We start from the raw sequence: 17,353 nt of genomic DNA, 5'->3' as shown, positions 1-17,353 counted from the left end.
ACTCAGGCGGGGCAGACCGTGCCGTCGGTCGGAAGCGCGGTGTCGCGTGCATAGTTCACCGCTGCGCTCTGCAGACACTGCGATCCGCCCAGGCTCGGATGCCCGCTGCCCTGCCATGCAGCCGAGGCGACGCCTGCACCGGTCGCACCGACCAACCCGGTGACCGAGGACAGTCCGCCGTTGCCGACGATCGGGTCGCCTGCGTTGGACAGGACCAATACCGGAACGTCCAGAGAGGTGGGCAGGGGAGTGGACGGAGCCGTCGGCCAGGACGAGCACAGCAACGCCGTCAGTGCAGCATCGGTGCCGTAGATCGGATAGCGGTCGGTCCACTGCGATGTCAGGTCGCGAACGCCCTGCGGTGATGGCCACTGCTGCCCGTCCGTGCACCGAGACACGAATTGCCCGTCGGTGCCGTAGGCGTTGCGGCCTCGCTCGGCGAGGGCGGACAACGCGGTGGTGTCGGACCCGGCAGCCGAGGACAGGGCGGCGGCGAGCCCGGTGGCCCGAGACGACGCGTCGCCTGCTGTCGAGGCGAGGGCGAAGGTGATGCCGTCGAGAATTTCGTGGGTGGACAGCGGTGAGAATTCGCCACCGGCGGCGCGTCGGAGCAGCTGCGCGACGGCGGCCGTCGGGTCGGGGCCGAGGGAGCAGTTCAGCGCGACGCATCGCTGCGCGAACGCACCGAACGCTGCTTCCTTGCCCTGTGTCCGCTGCTCTGCCAACGTGATCTGGTCGGCACCCACTCCGGCCGGTGAGTCCAGGATCAAGCGCGAGATGTTGGCCGGAAACTTCGCTGCGTAGGCCAACGCGGTGAGCGCGCCGTTGCCCGAGCCGATCAGGCCGATCTGTTCCACGCTCCAGAGTTGACGCAGACGGTCGAGATCGTCGGCGGCGTAAGTGGTTCCGAAGGCGAGCTCCTGCGGCTGCAACGTGTCGGTGCACTCGATCGTGGCGTCACGACCGGCGTCGACAGCGCGGTCGACGCTGTCGGCATCGGATCTGGTGAACTGCCCCAGCGCGTCGACGTCCGTTTTGGTCGTCGGGTCGATGCAGTCGACGGCGGTGGATCGGCCGATGCCGCGTCGATCCACCGCGACGATCGGATGGGCCTCGAGCAGCGTCGCGAGCGGGCCGGCGGCCATCGTCGCCAACGTGGCAATCGAGGACCGATCCGAACCGGACGTGAACACCAGCGGTCCCGCATCGGTGGGTGTTCGGTCGAGCCGAGCTCGCAGCGCGCCGACGGCGAAGGTGCCGAACATCTGCCCGCTGGCATCGACGTCGGCTTCGTACTCTGCGCATTCGAGTGTCAGCCCGGGGGTGGTGGAGGTGAGCCCGAAGGTGCCGAGTGTGGCTGTGGTGCAGTCGGTCCAGGCGAGATCGGTAGCGGGAACGGCAAGCGCGACCGGTTCCGGTGGCGCGTCCGCCGAGGTTTCCGCCGGTTGACCGGGGGATCGTTGTTCCACCGCGACGTCGGGTCGGAGCGACGGGCCGGCACCGCAGGCCGCGCACATCGTGGCGAGGACGAGGACCGCGGCGAGGAACGTTCGTTTCTGCGTCACCGTGCGAGGCTATCGACTTTTCGATCGTTGCCGGGCGGCGCGCAGCTCATGGGCGACGAACCCAGCGCGTGAGCAGCGTTCCGTCCGCATCGCCCAGAACGTGTGCCCGGTGCATGGGCGTGTCGGACGCGACGCCTGCGTGGGCGATACGGCCCGCCTCTCCTGCGACCAACATCGGCGAGGTCGTCAGACACAACTCGTCCGCCGCCCCGTCGGAGACGAGTTGCCCGAACAGTCCCGGTCCGCCCTCGCACAGGATGCGGCGGAATCCGAGGTCGCTCAGCGTCGCAACGATGTCGCCGGTCGACACCGATTCGCCGGACACCCCGATCACCGTCGCACCCGCCGAACGAAGCGCGGCCACCGTCGAGCTGTCCGCCGCCGCGGAGGTCAGCACCACCGGCTGCACGTCGGCGTCGGTGACCAATCGAGAATCCGCATCGATGGAACCGGAGGCGGTCACCACCACGATCGTCGGAACCGGTTCGAGTCCACCGGCAACCCGCCGTGCCTTCGCTTCGGCGGACAGCGAGACGCCGCCGTAGTTCTCGGCGCGAGCGGTTCCGGCACCGACCAGTACGGCGTCGCAGAGTTCACGCAGAATGCCGAACAGTCGGGCGTCCGCGGGGGTTCCCAGGCCCGCCGACTTACCTTCAGCGGTGACCGATCCGTCGATGCTGGCGACGAAGTTCGTGCGGATCCACGGTCGGTCCAGTTGTGTGGGGTAGGAGTACAGGGCACGGATGGCATCGTCGTCGAGGATCGAGCCGACGGCGGGCGCGGAGTCGGCTGCCTGCTCCGATGTGAAGTAGGTCCCATTATCGAGAAGCTGCATGAGAGAGATCAGACCACGTCGTTACGCTCGACAAATGCCCGCACGCCTTGTCGACCGAAATCCCGTGGTCCCCTCCGATCAGTTGATCGCGCAGATGGTCCCGCCGGCGATGTTCGACGACGTCAGTTTCTCCTCGTACATTCCCGACCCCAAGGAGCCGACGCAGGCTGCTGCGGTCGCGAAGGCCGAGGAGTTCGCGAACAAGGTGCAGAAGATCCGCGGCAAGGGCAAGCGAGGTCTGTTCGGCAAGAAGACCCCGGCCATCGGTGCAGGCCTGTACCTCGACGGCGGCTTCGGTGTCGGCAAGACTCACTTGCTCGCCTCGATCTACCACAGCGTTCCCGAGCCCAAGGCGTTCGGCACGTTCGTCGAGCTGACGCACGTGGTCGGTGCTCTGGGCTTCAACAAGGCCCTCGAAGAACTCTCCAACCACAGCGTGCTGTGTATCGACGAGTTCGAGCTCGACGATCCCGGCGACACGATGTTGGTCTCTCGGTTGCTCTCCGAGCTCTCGCAGCGCGGAGTGTCCATCGTCGCGACCTCGAACACCTTGCCCGGGCAGCTCGGTGAGGGTCGCTTCGCCGCCGAGGACTTCATGCGGGAGATCAAGAAACTCGGCTCGATCTTCGAGTCCATCCGGGTCGACGGACCCGACTACCGCCATCGCGACCTGCCCCCGGCTCCCGAGCCCACGTCCGAGGCCGAGCTGATAGACCGCGCCGATACCGTCGAGGGCGCAACCCTGGACGATTTCGACGAGCTGCTGGCGCATCTGAGCACGCTGCACCCCTCGCGCTACGGCAAGTTGCTCGACGGCATTCCTGCGGTGTTCCTGAAGAACGTGCACCCGGCATCGGATCAGGCCATCGCCCTGCGCCTGGTGGTCCTCGCCGATCGCCTGTACGACGCGGGTATCCCGGTGACGGCGTCGGGCGGCAAGCTCGACGAGATCTTCACCGAGGAGATGTTGGCCGGCGGCTACCGCAAGAAGTATCTGCGCGCCACGTCGCGGCTGCTCGCGTTGTCCCGGTTCGCCGCAGTCGGCTGAGCGGTCGTCACAGCCTCACCTCCATGACGTAGTCGTCGTGTGTCTGGACGCCGACGACGAATTTCTTGGTGCCCACGATCTGGAAGCCGTGTTTGGTGTAGAACTTCTGTGCCCGTACGTTCTGTTGATTGACACCCAACCATGCTGCCGCACAACCGGATTCGCGTGCGTGGCTCAGAGACGACGACATCAGTCGGCCTGCGGCTCCGCTGCCGTGCTGGGTCGGTTCCACGTAGAGTTTGCTGATCTCGATAGTCGGCTCGTGCGACAGGGTGGTGCGAATATCCGGGTCCGTGGGCGTCCCCGACACGAGCATCGCGTAGCCCACCACGTGAGCGTCCACAGTTTCGTCGATCAGGACGGCTCTGTTCGGGTCGGCGATGTAGTGCTCGAAGTGCTCGGCCGACAGCACGTTCGAGATGAATTGCTCGATGTCGTCGGGCCGGGTTCCCGGCGGGCAGGCGAGCGGAAAGGTCGACGCGGCCACCTCGGCGACGCGATGTGCATCGCCGAGTGTTGCTACCCGCACGGTCACAGCAGATCCACTGCGTTCTTGGCATCGCGCAACGACATACCGGTTCGGTCGCGCAGCAGTTTGATGGCCGAGATCGTCTTGCCCTCCGATTTGAGGGACTGCAGTCGCGGGATCAGATCGTTCCAGGGTGTCGGACCGGATTGCGCGGCGTCGACGATGGTGGCCGAGGACGGAAGGGGCTCGCCGCGCTGGACGCTTTCGATCGCGATCTTCGCGTCGTGGAGGCCGGCACCTGTTCGTTCGCGAAAGACCTTGATCGCCTGGAGCTTCTTGTTGGCGGCCAAAAGCTGATGAATGTCCGCGCGGGCGCTCTCGTCGAGACCGACGAACATGATGTGGCGTGAGGTGTCCGAGGACGAGCCGGGCTTCTTGCGGGCCAGCAGCCACGCCGCGAGCACCGCCGCGTCGACGAGGACCAACGCCACGATGAACCATCCCCAGGTCGGCATGCCTTAGTAGACCACTTCAGCGTGACGGGTCGAAGAGCGGGACGTCAACGGACGAATCGGACGTCGGGGCAGCGAACAACGAGGTGGCACCGGCAAGGGTTTTCGTCGCCGCGTCGTACCTGACCGGAGCGAGGTCGTGGCCTGCGCCCTCGATGTCGACGAGCAGTGTGGGTGCCGGGACGAGCGCGAGCGCAGCGCTCAGCTCGGCAGTGGTGCCGAACGGGTCCTTCGTGCCGTGCACCACCACAGCCGGTGTTCGCAGTTCCGGAAGGTGTTGGGTACGAACCTTCTCCGGCTTGCCCGGCGGGTGCAAGGGGTAGGACGTCAGCACGAGCCCGTCGACGAGGCCCGGTCGTTCGGCCGCGATCATCGACCCTTGCCTGCCACCGTAGGAATGCCCACCGAACGCGATGAATCCGTCTGTCTCGGCGCGGAGGCGTTCGACGGCCACGGAGATACCCAGCCGGTCCTCGGCCGAGCGGGACGGGTGCGGCGGTCCTTTGGGTTTGCGTACCCGAAAGGGGAGGTCGAACCTCAGCACCGTGAACCCGGCTGCCGTCCATACTGCGGCGATGCGCTGCAACAGCGGCGACTCGCAGTTGCCGCCCGCACCGTGGGTGAGAGCCAGGCCGCCCCGTGACGGAATCGCGGGCGTGTGCAGAAAGGCGACACCCCCGCCGAGATCGATGTCGGCGGGGGCGTCGGGACCTTCGAGTTCAGGCATCGTTCGAGGACGTTACCTTTTCCTGGTTGTCGGCGTGATCCGTGGCGGAATCGTCATCGGACCTGTCGGAGTCCTGGTCGTCGGCGTCCACCATCTCACCGTTGTCGTCGACCATGTCCGCGAACGCGGTGCCGGCGACGGTCCCGTTGGTTCCCGGAAGGGCCACGGTGGGCCGGGCACCGGGTCGATACCGGTCGTCGAGGCCCTCGACGGACTTCTTCGCTTCCTCGAGGGTGGCGTCGTCGACTGTGGGTTCGCTCTGAGCTTCGTCCGACACGTGAGTGTCCTTCCGTCGAAGTGTGTGCGTCATCTCCACTGTGCACTTCTATGGCGTGAATCACCACATTTGATTCGTCAAGCACAAAAAAGACCCCCTCGAAAGGGGGCCTTCGTTGTGTTGCTGTGGTGCGCGATACTGGGATTGAACCAGTGACCTCTTCCGTGTCAGGGAAGCGCTCTCCCGCTGAGCTAATCGCGCGTGTCCTCGCATCGGCCTTGCGACCGACGCACTAGCGAGGTGGAGACGGGAATCGAACCCGTGTGCACGGCTTTGCAGGCCGTTGCCTCACCACTCGGCCACTCCACCATGGGTCGAGACCCTCGAGCGGATGACGGGATTCGAACCCGCGACCCTCACCTTGGCAAGGTGATGCGCTACCACTGCGCCACATCCGCATACCCCGGAGCCGTTCACTGCTGGGCAGTTGCTGTCTCCGTGGTGCGGGGAAAACATTAACCCAACGGGAGTGAAACTCACAAATCTCGTGGTCAGCCGCGGAATTCGACCGATCGGCCCATGTGAACGATGTGAAAGCAGAGGCGGAACGAGTTCAGTGGAGGTAGTCCATCGACGAATTCGATGATCGGGCAGGCGATTCGGTTCGCCGCGGCACCTCGTGTTAATGTTTTGCCTCGTTCGGTCCCGTGGCTCAGTGGGAGAGCGTCCGCTTCACACGCGGAAGGTCGCTGGTTCGATCCCAGCCGGGACCACAGAAAAGAAGGCCCGCACCGCTCGTCGGTGTGGGCCTTCTTGCGTTCGAGGCCGGTAACCTGGGTCGGTGAGCACCGAAGAGACGAAGCCGCAGGCCGTCGACGACCAGGGTCCGATGGACACAGCCAAGGTGAAGCATCGGCGCTTCCGGGCGCGCATCGCCGAGAACAAGTCGCTCGATCTCGCGTACCGGATAACGATCGGTGTCGTCGGAACGGTCGTGCTGGTGTTGGGTGTACTCGCCATTCCGTACCCGGGGCCCGGGTGGCTGATCGTGTTCGCGGGTCTGGGCATCCTGGCCTCGGAATTCGCGTGGGCCAAGAGTGCGCTGCGGTTCGTCCGCAAGAGATACGACGCATTCATGGCGGGGTTCTCCGAGCAATCGATGTTCGTCAAGGGCCTCGGCGTTCTGTTCACCACCGTGGTCGTGCTGGCCACGCTGTGGCTGCTGGGAACGTTCGCGTTGGTCGGAGGCTGGATCGGGCTCGACTGGACGTGGCTCGAAAGCCCGATCTGACGTCACGCGTCGCGCTGAGGCCAATCGAGTGGACCGATGCCGATAGGCTGTCGGAGGCCTTCCTGGCCAGAAGAACCGATCGAGGAGTACATCGCTGTGAGCATGCCCGTTGTCGCCGCTGTTTCGCCCGCCCGCATCATGGTGCCGGCCGGAACCACGGCAGGTACGGCGCTCCGCGACACCGGCCTGCCCAACAAGGGACCCGACGCGATCGTCGTCGTGCGCGATCCCGACGGCAAGCTCCGTGACCTGTCATGGGCACCGCAGGGCGACACCGAGGTCGAGCCCGTTCCGGCGAACACCGAGGACGGACGAAGCGTCATCAGGCACTCGGCTGCGCACGTACTGGCGCAGGCCGTTCAGGATCTCTTTCCCGACGCCAAGCTGGGCATCGGACCGTTCATCAAGGATGGCTTCTACTACGACTTCGACGTGCAGCAGCCGTTCACTCCCGAGGATCTGACGGCCCTCGAGAAGAAGATGAAGCAGATCGTCAAAGCCGGACAACGTTTCTCGCGTCGGGTGTACGAGTCGGTGAAGCAGGCCCGTGAGGAGTTGGCTAACGAGCCGTACAAGCTCGAGCTGATCGACGACAAGTCCGGCATCGACGATCCCGAGGTCATGGAGGTCGGCGGGGGTGAGCTGACCGCCTACGACAATCTCAATCCCCGGACCGGCGAGCGCATCTGGGGCGATCTGTGCCGCGGACCCCACATCCCCACCACCAAGTACGTGCCCGCGTTCAAGCTCACCCGCAGTTCGGCCGCCTACTGGCGCGGCAATCAGGACAATGCAGGCCTGCAGCGCATCTACGGAACGGCTTGGGAGTCTGCCGAAGCGCTCGATGCGCATCTCGAACTGCTGGCCGAGGCGGAGCGTCGCGATCACCGCAAGCTCGGATCCGAGCTGGACCTGTTCAGCTTTCCCGACGAACTGGGCTCCGGTCTTCCGGTGTTCCATCCGAAGGGTGGTGTGATCCGCAACGAGCTGGAGAACTACTCCCGCCAGCGGCACATCGAAGAGGGCTACGAGTTCGTCAACACCCCGCACATCACCAAGGGCCATCTCTACGAGGTCTCGGGTCACCTCGACTGGTACCGGGACGGCATGTTCCCGGCGATGCACCTGGACGCCGAACTCGACGAGAACGGCGACGTGCGCAAGCCCGGCCAGGACTACTACCTCAAGCCGATGAACTGCCCGATGCACAACCTGATCTTCCGCTCTCGCGGCCGTTCGTACCGCGAACTGCCGTTGCGCCTGTTCGAGTTCGGCTCGGTCTACCGCTACGAGAAGTCCGGCGTCATCCACGGTCTGACCCGGGTGCGCGGGATGACCCAGGACGACGCGCACATCTTCTGCACCCGCGAGCAGATGCGCGGCGAGCTCACCAGCACCCTCGAGTTCGTTCTCGGGCTGCTCAAGGACTACGGCCTCGACGACTTCTACCTCGAACTTTCCACTCGCAACCCGGAGAAGTCGGTCGGCAGCGACGAGGTCTGGGAAGAAGCGACCAACACCCTCGCCGAGGTGGCGGCTGCGTCGGGCCTGAACCTGGTGCCCGATCCGGGTGGTGCGGCGTTCTACGGACCGAAGATCTCGGTACAGGCCAAGGATGCGCTGGGGCGTACCTGGCAGATGTCGACCATTCAGCTCGACTTCAACCTGCCCGAACGCTTCGAACTCGAATACACCGGCTCGGGCGGAACCAAGGAACGCCCGGTGATGATTCACCGCGCGCTGTTCGGATCCATCGAGCGCTTCTTCGGAGTGCTCACCGAGCATTACGCGGGCGCGTTCCCGGCCTGGCTCGCACCGGTCCAGGTCGTGGGCATCCCGGTTGCCGAGGTCTACCAGGACCACCTGTTCGCGGTGGTGAACGAGCTGAAGAAGCGTGGCGTACGCGCCGAGGTCGACGCCAGTGACGACCGGATGCAGAAGAAGATCTTCAACCAGACGGCGCAGAAGGTTCCCTTCATGCTCCTCGCCGGCGAACGCGACGTCGAAGCCGGTGCCGTGAGCTTCCGATTCCGGGACGGCACTCAGGTCAACGGCGTCCCGGTGGAGCAGGCCATCACCGTCGTCACCGACTGGATCTCCCAGCGCAACAACGCATCACCGACCGCCGAGCTCGTGCAGACCGAACCCGCAGGAGTGAGCTGATCATGTCGAAACAGGACGAGTCGATCGTCGTCACCGGGGCCGGTGAGCCCGATCGGCTGCAGCGACTGTGGACGCCGCATCGGATGTCCTATATCGCCGAGGCTCCTCAGGGCTCGGCGAAGTCGAACGAGCCGTTCTCCGACATCCCCAAGATGAGCGACGAGGACGGTCTCGTCGTCGCACGAGGCGAATCGGTGTATGCGGTCCTCAACCTGTATCCGTACAACCCGGGCCACGCGATGATCGTGCCGTACCGTCGCGTTGCGGCACTGGAAGACCTCACGCCCGCGGAGAGCGCGGAACTGATGGCCTTCACGCAGCAGATGATTCGCGTCATCAAGCGAGTGTCACGTCCGCACGGGTTCAACGTCGGGCTCAACCTCGGAGCTGCCGCGGGCGGGTCCTTGGCCGAGCATCTGCATCAGCACATCGTGCCCCGGTGGGGCGGCGACGCGAACTTCATCACCGTGATCAGCGGCGCAAAAGTGATGCCGCAGCTGCTCCGCGACACTCGGGCCCTGCTGGCGTCGGCCTGGAACGAATGAACCACAGGCGAGAGGAGCACGCGCCGTGCTGAGCATTTTCGGCCGTGCGCCGGTCTCGAAGGTGACCGCCCCGCTCGGGCGCGCCCTCAACAGCACCGGACTGACCCCCAACTCGGTGACGATCATCGGCACCGTCGTCACCGTGACCGCGGCGGTCACGATGTACCCCGCCGGCTACCTGTGGTGGGGCTCGATCGTCATCACCCTGTTCGTCCTGTTCGACATGCTCGACGGTGCCATGGCGCGGGCTCGGGGTGGTGGTACCAAGTACGGTGCCGTCCTCGATGCGACGTGCGATCGAGTGGCCGACGGTGCGATCTTCGGCGGATTGGCCTGGTGGGCCGTCTATTCCGAGCAGGACAAGCTGTTGCTGGTGGCCACCCTGATCTGCCTGGTCACCTCGCAGGTCATCTCGTACGCCAAAGCCCGCGCCGAGGCCAGCGGCCTGTCAGCGGACGGTGGTTGGATCGAACGACCGGACCGCCTCGTCATCGTTCTGGTCGGAGCTGGGCTCACCGGTGTCGGAAGACATTTCGACATTCCGTGGCTGGACAGCCTGATCTACCCGGCCATGTGGATTCTCGCCGCCCTGAGCATCGTCACCGTGTTCCAGCGCGTTCTCGCAGTTCGTGGATCCGAGGGTGCCCGTGACATCATCGTGCCTCCGGTGGCGCCGGCACCCGACGACGGCGACGTGGCCGCGTCGTGAATCTCTCCGACAGAGCGAGCGACGCCGGCTACGCGGCCGGTTGGCGCCTGGTCCGGTCTCTGCCCGAGCCGGTGGCACGACGCCTGTTCGATCGCGGCGCAGACTTCGCGTCTAGGCGCAACGGCGGCCCGGATCAGTTGCGTCGCAATCTCGCTCGCGTCCTGGGAACCACTCCCGTCGAGGTACCCGACGAGCTGATTCGGGACAGCCTGCGCTCCTACGCTCGATATTGGCGCGAGGCGTTTCGGTTGCCGTCGATGGATCTGGCTGCGCAGGCCGCCGTCATCGATCGGTGCGTGAACGGCAAGGAACATCTCGAGGGTGCGCTCGCGGCCGGTAAGGGAGTGGTCCTGGCTCTGCCGCACAGTGGCAATTGGGACATGGCCGGAATGTGGCTGGTGCGCACGCACGGAGGACTCTCCACCGTTGCCGAACGGCTGAAGCCCGAATCCCTGTACCAGCGATTCGTCGCCTATCGAGAGAGCCTGGGCTTCGAGATATTCCCGCTCAGCGGCGGCGAGCAACCGCCTCTGCTCGCACTGTCCGAGAGACTGCGGCAGAACAAGGTCGTTTGCCTGCTCGGCGAGCGGGACCTCGCCAAGCACGGGCTGCCGGTCACCTTCTTCGGTGAACCGACCCGGATGCCTGCGGGCGCGGCGAAACTCGCGATCGACACCGGGGCGACGCTGCTCCCGGTGCACGGTTACTTCGACGGCGACGGCTGGGGATTCGACATCTCGCCCGCAGTGGATGTCTCGGCCGGGGTCGGGCCTGCCACCCAGACGTTGGCCGATCATTTCGCAGCCGGAATCCGAGCCCATCCGGCGGACTGGCACATGCTGCAGCCGTTGTGGATGAGCGACTGGTCGGCCGATCGACGCGCCCGAATCGAGGGCGCGTGAAGATCGGCATGGTGTGCCCGTACTCGTTCGACGTTCCCGGTGGAGTGCAAGCACACGTTCAGCAGTTGGCCGAGGTGTTCATCGAACGCGGGCATCGCGTCAGTGTCCTGGCTCCGGCGTCCGACGATGTCGAGCTACCGGACTTCGTGGTGTCGGCGGGCGAGGCTCTCGCCATTCCGTACAACGGATCCGTCGCACGGCTGCGATTCGGACCGATCACATATTCTCGAATCCGGAAGTGGATCTCCGACAACGACTTCGACGTGCTGCACATCCACGAACCGAATGCGCCGAGCCTGTCGATGCTGGCGCTCAAGGCCGCGGACGGCCCGATCGTGGCGACCTTCCACACCTCGACGACGAAGTCCCTGGTGCTCAGTACCTTTCAAGGAGTGCTGCGTCCGTACCACGAGAAGATCAGCGGCCGTATCGCCGTGTCGGAGCTCGCCCGGCGCTGGCAGGTCGAGGCCCTCGGCTCCGACGCCGTCGAGATCCCCAACGGAGTCGACGTGCCCGCATTCGCCGATGCCCCTGTGCTGGAAGGCTATCCACGCGCCGGTCGCACGGTGCTCTTCCTCGGCCGTTTCGACGAACCGCGCAAAGGAATGGCAGTCCTGCTCGGCGCTCTGCCCACACTCGTCGAATCCCACCCCGACATCGAGATCCTGATCGTCGGCCGTGGCGACGAGGACAAGCTACGCAAGGACGCGGGCGCACTCGCGTCGCACCTGACGTTTCTGGGGCAGGTCGACGATGCGACCAAGGCATCCGCGATGCGCAGCGCCGACGTCTACTGCGCACCGAACCTCGGCGGTGAGAGCTTCGGCATCGTCCTGGTCGAGGCCATGGCTGCCGGAACACCGGTGGTGGCAAGCGAACTCGACGCCTTCCGACGGGTCCTGCGGGACGGCACGTGCGGACTCCTCGTTCCGATCGACGACTCCGCTGCCCTCGCCGTCGCCGTCTGCTCGATCCTCGGCGACGATGCTGTCCGTGCACGTCTGGTCGACGCCGCCTCGGTGGCTGTCACCAACTACGACTGGCCCGTCGTCGCCGAGCAGATCCTGCGTGTCTACGAAACCGTCACCCTCGGGGCCAGAAGGTGCGGGCAGCGAACTGATGACCTTCTCAGCGCTCACGATTCTGGTACTCGGGCTGATCGCCGTACTGATCCTCGTCGTAGGCCTGTGGGCCTACGGAACGGCGAACCGACTCGACCGCCTACACGTGCGCACCGACCTCGCCTGGCAGGCGCTCGACGCAGCACTCGCGCGCCGGGCCGTCGTCGCGCGCGCGGTGTCCGCGGCGACCCGGGACTCGGCCCCGTCGAGCAGAGAACTCGCTGCGTTGGCCGATCGGGCCGAACGCGTCGACCGATCACAGCGCGAAGAGGCCGAGAACGCGGTGTCCATGGCTCTGGCCGTCGTCGAACCGAACGACTTGCCCCCGCAACTGGTCGCCGAACTGGCCGACGCCGAGGCCCGCGTGTTGATCGCACGACGGTTTCACAACGACGCAGTTCGCGACACCCTTGCCCTGCGCGTCAGACGTCCCGTCCGTTGGTTGCACCTCGGCGGAACCGCGGCACTGCCGTCGTACTTCGAGATCGCCGAGCGGTCTGCTGCCGCGACGTTCGGCAGCGAGAACCGTGCCACCCCGAGAACGTCCGCGCGGGTGGTGCTGCTCGACGAGCGCGGTCGCGTACTGCTGCTGCGCGGACACGATCCGACGGTTCCCGACACCTTCTTCTGGTTCACCATCGGTGGGGCAGTGGAGAAGGGCGAATCGCTCCGCGAGGCAGCGGTGCGGGAGGTACACGAGGAGACCGGCCTGACCATCGCTCCGGCCGACCTGCGCGGTCCGCTGTGGCGTCGGGTTGCGACGTTCCCGTTCAACGGAACTCTGATCCGCTCGGAAGAATTGTTCTTCGCGATCCGGACGCAGGAGTTCGAACCGCACAGTGCTGGTTTCACCGATTTCGAACGCCGCACCGTGACCGGCCATCAGTGGTGCACCGAGGCCGACATCCGTGCGCTGAGCGCGGTCGGCGAGAACGTCTATCCCCAGGACCTGGCGGAACTGCTCGACGAGGTCAACGTGGCTCTCGCTCGACGCGGTGATCCGGACGTGCGCGCTATCCGCTAGCGATCTGGACCCTTTTCGAGCAGTCCAGCAATCGTCAAGTGGTTATGGGAAACCGTCGCGTCGAGGCCTACAGTTCTGGGCGCGACTTCGCGCCGCGTGCGATCGTCCTCGGTTACCGCGGCTGAGCGTGGTCGCGTGTATCAGTCCGGAGCACCGGTTCGGTGCCCAGAACACAGGAGTCGGCTTGAGTACCCCACACGCATCCACTACACCCGCTGGATCCGCCGAAGGCGGGGCGGCCGAGAACGGAATCGGCACCGCACGCGTCAAGCGAGGAATGGCCGAGATGCTCAAGGGCGGCGTCATCATGGACGTGGTCACCGCCGATCAGGCCAAGATCGCCGAAGACGCAGGAGCCGTGGCCGTCATGGCACTCGAGCGCGTCCCCGCCGACATTCGCGCGCAGGGCGGGGTGTCGCGAATGAGCGATCCCGACATGATCGACAGCATCATCTCCTCGGTCAGCATCCCGGTGATGGCGAAGGCCCGCATCGGCCACTTCGTCGAAGCGCAGATCCTGCAGAGCCTCGGCGTCGACTACATCGACGAGTCCGAGGTGCTCACCCCGGCCGACTACGCGAACCACATCGACAAGTGGAACTTCACCGTTCCCTTCGTCTGTGGTGCCACCAACCTGGGTGAGGCAATGCGCCGAATCACCGAGGGCGCGGCCATGATTCGCTCCAAGGGCGAGGCCGGAACCGGCGACGTCTCGAACGCGACGACGCACATGCGCAAGATCCGTGACGAGATCCGTCGCCTCACCTCGCTTCCCGAGGACGAGCTGTACGTGGCGGCGAAAGAACTGCAGGCCCCGTACGACCTCGTCGTCGAGGTCGCCCGGGCCGGCAAGCTGCCCGTCACCCTGTTCACCGCGGGCGGCATCGCCACTCCCGCAGACGCAGCGATGATGATGCAGCTCGGTGCCGAGGGCGTGTTCGTCGGATCGGGAATCTTCAAGTCCGGCAACCCCAAGGAACGCGCCGAGGCGATCGTCAAGGCCACCACGTTCTTCGACGACCCCGATGTGCTCGCCAAGGTCTCGCGCGGTCTCGGCGAGGCGATGGTCGGAATCAACGTCGACGACCTCCCCGTCGGCCACCGTCTCGCCGAGCGCGGCTGGTGACGGTTTTCGATCAGTTGCGTTCGAGGGCCGGGCGGTCGGGATGGTCCCAGCGGACCAGGAAGTCCGGCCGCCCGGCCGCGTGGTCGAGGCCGTCGTAGTACTCGAGCAGCGGGGCGCAGGTCCACTGATCGTCGGCGCTCGTTCTGCGGCGTAATGCGCTGCCGGACAGGCGTAGATGCACCGACAGATCTACGTCCAATCCGCGGCCGAGCAGCATCGGTCCCGCGATCAGGACTATCTGATTCGTTGCTGCCGAGGCGCTGCGGGCTCGCGCCGAACGATCGGTGGCCTCATCCCACAGTCGCGGCAGGAAGTGACCTCCGCCACGGGGGCGTAGTGGGGTGATGACCTCTCTGACGAGGGCGTCGTAGTCGAACCACAGTGTGCGATAGCTCAATTCGTCGGTGCGCGAGTACTCGAATCGAATGGACGCAGGTCGGACGTAGTCGTGCAGGTCGACGACGGCAGCCGGACGGCCCCGAGAGCGGGCGTGTTCGGCTGTGCGCGTTGCGAACTCGACCGGCCGCGCGGCATCCGCGCCGTCGATCACGACGATCGATCGGGCACCGTCTCGGCACGAATCGACGATCGACTCGACGAGAAGATCGGGAAATATCGGCATCGGTTGACCCACGCCGACCATCTTGCCTGGTCCGATCATTGTTAGCCTGAGCCGTTGTCACAGAAAGGTGGACACCAGCCATGGCCAGCATCGAGGACATTCTCGAATTGGAACGGATCGAGAACGACATCTATCGGGGACGGACATTTCCTTCTCGGCTGCCCCGTACGTTCGGCGGTCAGGTGGCGGGCCAGGCGCTCGTTGCGGCGGTGCGCACGGTGGCCCCCGAGTTTCGTGTGCACTCGCTGCACGGCTACTTCCTGCGTCCGGGCAATCCGAACGAGCCGGCGGTGTTCATGGTGGACCGGATTCGCGACGGACGGTCGTTCTGCACCCGCCGCGTCACCGGCATTCAGCACGGCAAGGCGATCTTCACGATGTCCGCCTCGTTCCACGGCGACGACGACGGCATTTCGCACCAGGACGTCATGCCCGAGGTCGTCGGGCCGGACACCCTGCCCGATCCCACCACCCTCGCCGAGTACGACCACTCCTACTACAAGGAGTGGTCCGAGTGGGACATCCGTCTCATTCCCGAGGACCAGACCGTCAAGCATCCCAGTTTCGCTGCGCAACAACGTGTCTGGTTCCGCTACCGCGACACCTTGCCCGACGACCAGGTCTTCCACGTGTGTGCGCTGGCCTACATGAGCGACATGACGTTGCTCGGATCGGCCAAGGTTCCGCACCCGGACGCCGTCACTCAGACGGCCTCGCTCGATCATGCGCTGTGGTTCCTGCGGCCCTTCCGGGCCGACGAATGGTTGCTCTACGACCAGACGTCTCCGTCGGCAGATTTCGGGCGGGCGCTGACGCAGGGACGAATCTTCGACACGTCCGGCCGGTTGGTCGCCGCGGTGGTGCAAGAGGGGTTGATGCGTTACGAGCGGGACCCCGATGCGCCCCATGTCGATCCCTTCGGCCGCAAGTGAGCGCTCCGACCATCGGTGTTCTCGCCCTGCAGGGCGACGTTCGCGAACACCTGGCTGCGCTCGAATCGAGCGGTGCGCGCGGTGTCACGGTGCGTCGGCCCGCCGAGCTCGCGCAGATCGACGGACTCATCGTCCCCGGCGGGGAATCGACGACCATGAGCAACCTGCTCGGCGTGTTCGACCTTCTCGATCCACTGCGTGCTCGGTTGGCCGAGGGACTGCCCGCCTACGGTTCGTGCGCGGGCATGATTCTGCTGGCCTCCGAGATCCTCGACACCAGGCCCGACGCCCGGCATCTCGATGCGCTCGACATCACCGTTCGGCGAAACGCCTTCGGGCGTCAGGTCGATTCCTTCGAGACCGATCTCGATGTCACCGGCGTCGACGGCGGACCGGTGCGGGCGGTGTTCATTCGCGCGCCCTGGGTCGAGCGGGTGGGCGAGGATGTCGAGGTGCTCGCCACCGTGCCGCACGGCCCGGCTGCCGGACGCGTGGTGGCCGTTCGCCAGAACTCCGTCATGGCGACGAGCTTCCATCCCGAGGTCACCGGGGACGATCGCGTTCACGCACTCTTCGTCGACATCGTGCGACGCCGCTAGAATCCCTCGGCGGTCGGTCGGTGCCGAGCGCGGTACCGGGCGAGTAAAGTCGACAACACTGATTTCGAGCAGGAAGGGGCCCTATCGCATGAGCGGCCACTCAAAATGGGCCACCACCAAGCACAAGAAGGCGGTGATCGACGCCCGACGCGGCAAGTCTTTCGCCAAGCTCATCAAGAATATCGAGGTGGCGGCCCGCACGGGTGGTGGTGACCCGACGGGCAATCCGACCTTGTACGACGCCATCCAGAAGGCGAAGAAGACGTCGGTCCCCAACGACAACATCGAGCGCGCGCGCAAGCGCGGAGCGGGCGAGGAAGCCGGCGGTGCCGACTGGCAGACCATCATGTACGAGGGCTACGGCCCCAACGGTGTCGCCATTCTGATCGAGTGCCTCACCGACAACCGCAACCGCGCCGCAGGCGAGGTACGCGTGGCGATGACCCGCAACGGTGGGAACATGGCCGATCCGGGATCGGTGTCCTACCTGTTCTCCCGTAAGGGCGTCGTCACCCTGGAGAAGAACGGGCAGAGCGAGGACGACGTGCTCATGGCCGTCCTCGAAGCCGGTGCCGAGGAAGTCAACGACAACGGCGATACGTTCGAGGTCGTCAGCGAGCCGACCGACCTGGTCGCGGTGCGCACCGCGTTGCAGGAGGCCGGAATCGACTACGACTCGGCCGAGGCGAGCTTCCAGGCATCGGTCAACGTCCCTGTCGATGCGGACGGTGCCCGCAAGGTGTTCAAGCTCATCGATGCCCTCGAGGACAGCGACGACGTCCAGAACGTGTGGTCCAACGTCGACCTCTCCGACGAGGTCATGGCCGAGCTCGACGACGAGGACTGACGCCCCTCGCATCCGACGACGTGTTCGACCGGGTGTCGTATCCCTGATCCAGCGGTGGGCTCCGCTACGCTATCGAACAACAGTTCGTAAGCGGAAGGT

Annotated in this window: 18 protein-coding genes, 4 tRNA genes and 1 pseudogene; 13 read left to right on the top strand and 10 right to left on the bottom strand. The window is 65.6% G+C overall.

Annotation, left to right across the window (positions count from 1 at the left end; genetic code table 11):
* Positions 1–2: 2 nt before the first annotated feature.
* Entirely contained in the window at positions 3–1,565 is a 1,563-nt protein-coding gene (locus NY08_RS05790; protein ID WP_045195368.1) for an alpha/beta hydrolase, read from the bottom strand.
* 46 nt (positions 1,566–1,611) lie between these two features.
* Positions 1,612–2,400, bottom strand: coding sequence for a pyrimidine reductase family protein (locus tag NY08_RS05785; RefSeq protein WP_045195366.1), 789 nt, complete (start codon positions 2,398–2,400; stop codon positions 1,612–1,614).
* A gap of 34 nt (positions 2,401–2,434) precedes the next feature.
* Between NY08_RS05785 and zapE the strand changes: the two genes are divergently transcribed.
* On the top strand, positions 2,435–3,448 hold the full coding sequence (gene zapE / locus NY08_RS05780; protein WP_032397948.1) for a cell division protein ZapE: 1,014 nt from the start codon (positions 2,435–2,437) through the stop codon (positions 3,446–3,448).
* Positions 3,449–3,455: 7 nt separating this feature from the next.
* Here the strand turns inward: zapE and NY08_RS05775 are convergent, their stop codons facing one another.
* The 7 genes from NY08_RS05775 to NY08_RS05745 form a co-directional block, all read right to left on the bottom strand.
* Positions 3,456–3,983 (bottom strand): GNAT family N-acetyltransferase, encoded by a 528-nt coding sequence (locus tag NY08_RS05775; protein WP_045195364.1) that lies wholly within the window; start codon positions 3,981–3,983, stop codon positions 3,456–3,458.
* A complete protein-coding gene (locus NY08_RS26230) occupies positions 3,980–4,432 on the bottom strand; it encodes a hypothetical protein (RefSeq protein ID WP_032397950.1) in 453 nt (150 codons plus the stop codon). Before NY08_RS26230 ends, NY08_RS05775 begins: the two co-directional genes overlap by 4 nt.
* Before the next feature lie 16 nt (positions 4,433–4,448).
* The gene (locus NY08_RS05765) at positions 4,449–5,156 is read right to left on the bottom strand and encodes an alpha/beta hydrolase family protein (protein ID WP_032397951.1); all 708 of its coding nucleotides are present in this window, start codon (positions 5,154–5,156) and stop codon (positions 4,449–4,451) included.
* Complete coding sequence (locus NY08_RS05760; protein ID WP_235387118.1) at positions 5,149–5,433, bottom strand: hypothetical protein; 285 nt, start codon at positions 5,431–5,433, stop codon at positions 5,149–5,151. Before NY08_RS05760 ends, NY08_RS05765 begins: the two co-directional genes overlap by 8 nt.
* Positions 5,434–5,559: 126 nt before the next feature.
* Positions 5,560–5,634, bottom strand: a tRNA-Val gene (locus tag NY08_RS05755).
* Between the two features lie 37 nt (positions 5,635–5,671).
* A tRNA-Cys gene (locus NY08_RS05750) sits at positions 5,672–5,742 on the bottom strand.
* A gap of 17 nt (positions 5,743–5,759) precedes the next feature.
* Positions 5,760–5,831, bottom strand: a tRNA-Gly gene (locus NY08_RS05745).
* A gap of 243 nt (positions 5,832–6,074) precedes the next feature.
* Here NY08_RS05745 and NY08_RS05740 point away from each other — a divergent pair.
* The 9 genes and pseudogenes from NY08_RS05740 to pdxS all read left to right on the top strand — a co-directional run bounded on the left by NY08_RS05740 (position 6,075) and on the right by pdxS (position 14,254).
* Positions 6,075–6,146 (top strand) — tRNA-Val (locus NY08_RS05740).
* 116 nt (positions 6,147–6,262) lie between these two features.
* The gene (locus NY08_RS05735; protein WP_045199790.1) at positions 6,263–6,664 is read left to right on the top strand and encodes a TIGR02611 family protein; all 402 of its coding nucleotides are present in this window, start codon (positions 6,263–6,265) and stop codon (positions 6,662–6,664) included.
* 102 nt (positions 6,665–6,766) lie between these two features.
* On the top strand, positions 6,767–8,827 hold the full coding sequence (gene thrS, locus NY08_RS05730; protein WP_045195363.1) for a threonine--tRNA ligase: 2,061 nt from the start codon (positions 6,767–6,769) through the stop codon (positions 8,825–8,827).
* A gap of 2 nt (positions 8,828–8,829) precedes the next feature.
* Complete coding sequence (locus tag NY08_RS05725; RefSeq protein WP_045195361.1) at positions 8,830–9,372, top strand: HIT family protein; 543 nt, start codon at positions 8,830–8,832, stop codon at positions 9,370–9,372.
* A gap of 25 nt (positions 9,373–9,397) precedes the next feature.
* Positions 9,398–10,081, top strand: coding sequence for a phosphatidylinositol phosphate synthase (gene pgsA, locus NY08_RS05720; protein WP_032397954.1), 684 nt, complete (start codon positions 9,398–9,400; stop codon positions 10,079–10,081).
* Positions 10,078–10,983: a phosphatidylinositol mannoside acyltransferase gene (locus tag NY08_RS05715; RefSeq protein ID WP_045195359.1), complete on the top strand. Its 906-nt coding sequence runs from the start codon at positions 10,078–10,080 to the stop codon at positions 10,981–10,983. Before pgsA ends, NY08_RS05715 begins: the two co-directional genes overlap by 4 nt.
* Positions 10,980–12,080, top strand: a pseudogene (locus NY08_RS25445) (glycosyltransferase family 4 protein); the annotation flags it as partial. The gene NY08_RS05715 and the pseudogene NY08_RS25445, both read left to right, overlap by 4 nt.
* Before the next feature lie 22 nt (positions 12,081–12,102).
* Positions 12,103–13,128, top strand: coding sequence for an NUDIX hydrolase (locus NY08_RS05700; RefSeq protein ID WP_032397957.1), 1,026 nt, complete (start codon positions 12,103–12,105; stop codon positions 13,126–13,128).
* Between the two features lie 184 nt (positions 13,129–13,312).
* Positions 13,313–14,254: a pyridoxal 5'-phosphate synthase lyase subunit PdxS gene (pdxS, locus tag NY08_RS05695; protein WP_082073976.1), complete on the top strand. Its 942-nt coding sequence runs from the start codon at positions 13,313–13,315 to the stop codon at positions 14,252–14,254.
* Positions 14,255–14,264: 10 nt separating this feature from the next.
* On the opposite strand, the gene NY08_RS05690 is transcribed toward pdxS, so the two are convergent.
* Entirely contained in the window at positions 14,265–14,915 is a 651-nt protein-coding gene (locus NY08_RS05690; protein ID WP_235387117.1) for a hypothetical protein, read from the bottom strand.
* Positions 14,916–14,956: 41 nt separating this feature from the next.
* On the opposite strand from NY08_RS05690, the gene NY08_RS05685 reads away from it, so the two are divergent.
* From NY08_RS05685 to NY08_RS05675, 3 genes are all read left to right on the top strand, one after another.
* On the top strand, positions 14,957–15,808 hold the full coding sequence (locus NY08_RS05685; RefSeq protein WP_045195353.1) for an acyl-CoA thioesterase: 852 nt from the start codon (positions 14,957–14,959) through the stop codon (positions 15,806–15,808).
* Positions 15,805–16,407: a pyridoxal 5'-phosphate synthase glutaminase subunit PdxT gene (gene pdxT, locus NY08_RS05680; protein WP_045195350.1), complete on the top strand. Its 603-nt coding sequence runs from the start codon at positions 15,805–15,807 to the stop codon at positions 16,405–16,407. Before NY08_RS05685 ends, pdxT begins: the two co-directional genes overlap by 4 nt.
* 88 nt (positions 16,408–16,495) lie before the next feature.
* Positions 16,496–17,254 (top strand): YebC/PmpR family DNA-binding transcriptional regulator, encoded by a 759-nt coding sequence (locus NY08_RS05675; protein WP_032397960.1) that lies wholly within the window; start codon positions 16,496–16,498, stop codon positions 17,252–17,254.
* The last annotated feature ends 99 nt before the right edge of the window (positions 17,255–17,353 follow it).

The sequence above is a fragment of the Rhodococcus sp. B7740 genome (assembly GCF_000954115.1).
Lineage (GTDB): Bacteria > Actinomycetota > Actinomycetes > Mycobacteriales > Mycobacteriaceae > Rhodococcoides.
This window is presented reverse-complemented; position numbering and strand designations above follow the sequence as displayed.

Excerpts from the sequence above, each read along its gene's own strand:
- NY08_RS05725 (WP_045195361.1), top strand. The coding sequence starts at position 8,830 with ATGTCGAAACAGGACGAGTCGATCGTCGTCACCGGGGCCGGTGAGCCC.
- NY08_RS05690 (WP_235387117.1), bottom strand. The coding sequence starts at position 14,915 with ATGATCGGACCAGGCAAGATGGTCGGCGTGGGTCAACCGATGCCGATA.
- NY08_RS05700 (WP_032397957.1), top strand. The coding sequence starts at position 12,103 with ATGACCTTCTCAGCGCTCACGATTCTGGTACTCGGGCTGATCGCCGTA.
- NY08_RS05685 (WP_045195353.1), top strand. The coding sequence starts at position 14,957 with ATGGCCAGCATCGAGGACATTCTCGAATTGGAACGGATCGAGAACGAC.
- zapE (WP_032397948.1), top strand. The coding sequence starts at position 2,435 with ATGCCCGCACGCCTTGTCGACCGAAATCCCGTGGTCCCCTCCGATCAG.
- NY08_RS05735 (WP_045199790.1), top strand. The coding sequence starts at position 6,263 with ATGGACACAGCCAAGGTGAAGCATCGGCGCTTCCGGGCGCGCATCGCC.
- thrS (WP_045195363.1), top strand. The coding sequence starts at position 6,767 with ATGCCCGTTGTCGCCGCTGTTTCGCCCGCCCGCATCATGGTGCCGGCC.
- NY08_RS26230 (WP_032397950.1), bottom strand. The coding sequence starts at position 4,432 with ATGCCGACCTGGGGATGGTTCATCGTGGCGTTGGTCCTCGTCGACGCG.
- NY08_RS05785 (WP_045195366.1), bottom strand. The coding sequence starts at position 2,400 with ATGCAGCTTCTCGATAATGGGACCTACTTCACATCGGAGCAGGCAGCC.
- NY08_RS05765 (WP_032397951.1), bottom strand. The coding sequence starts at position 5,156 with ATGCCTGAACTCGAAGGTCCCGACGCCCCCGCCGACATCGATCTCGGC.
- NY08_RS05675 (WP_032397960.1), top strand. The coding sequence starts at position 16,496 with ATGAGCGGCCACTCAAAATGGGCCACCACCAAGCACAAGAAGGCGGTG.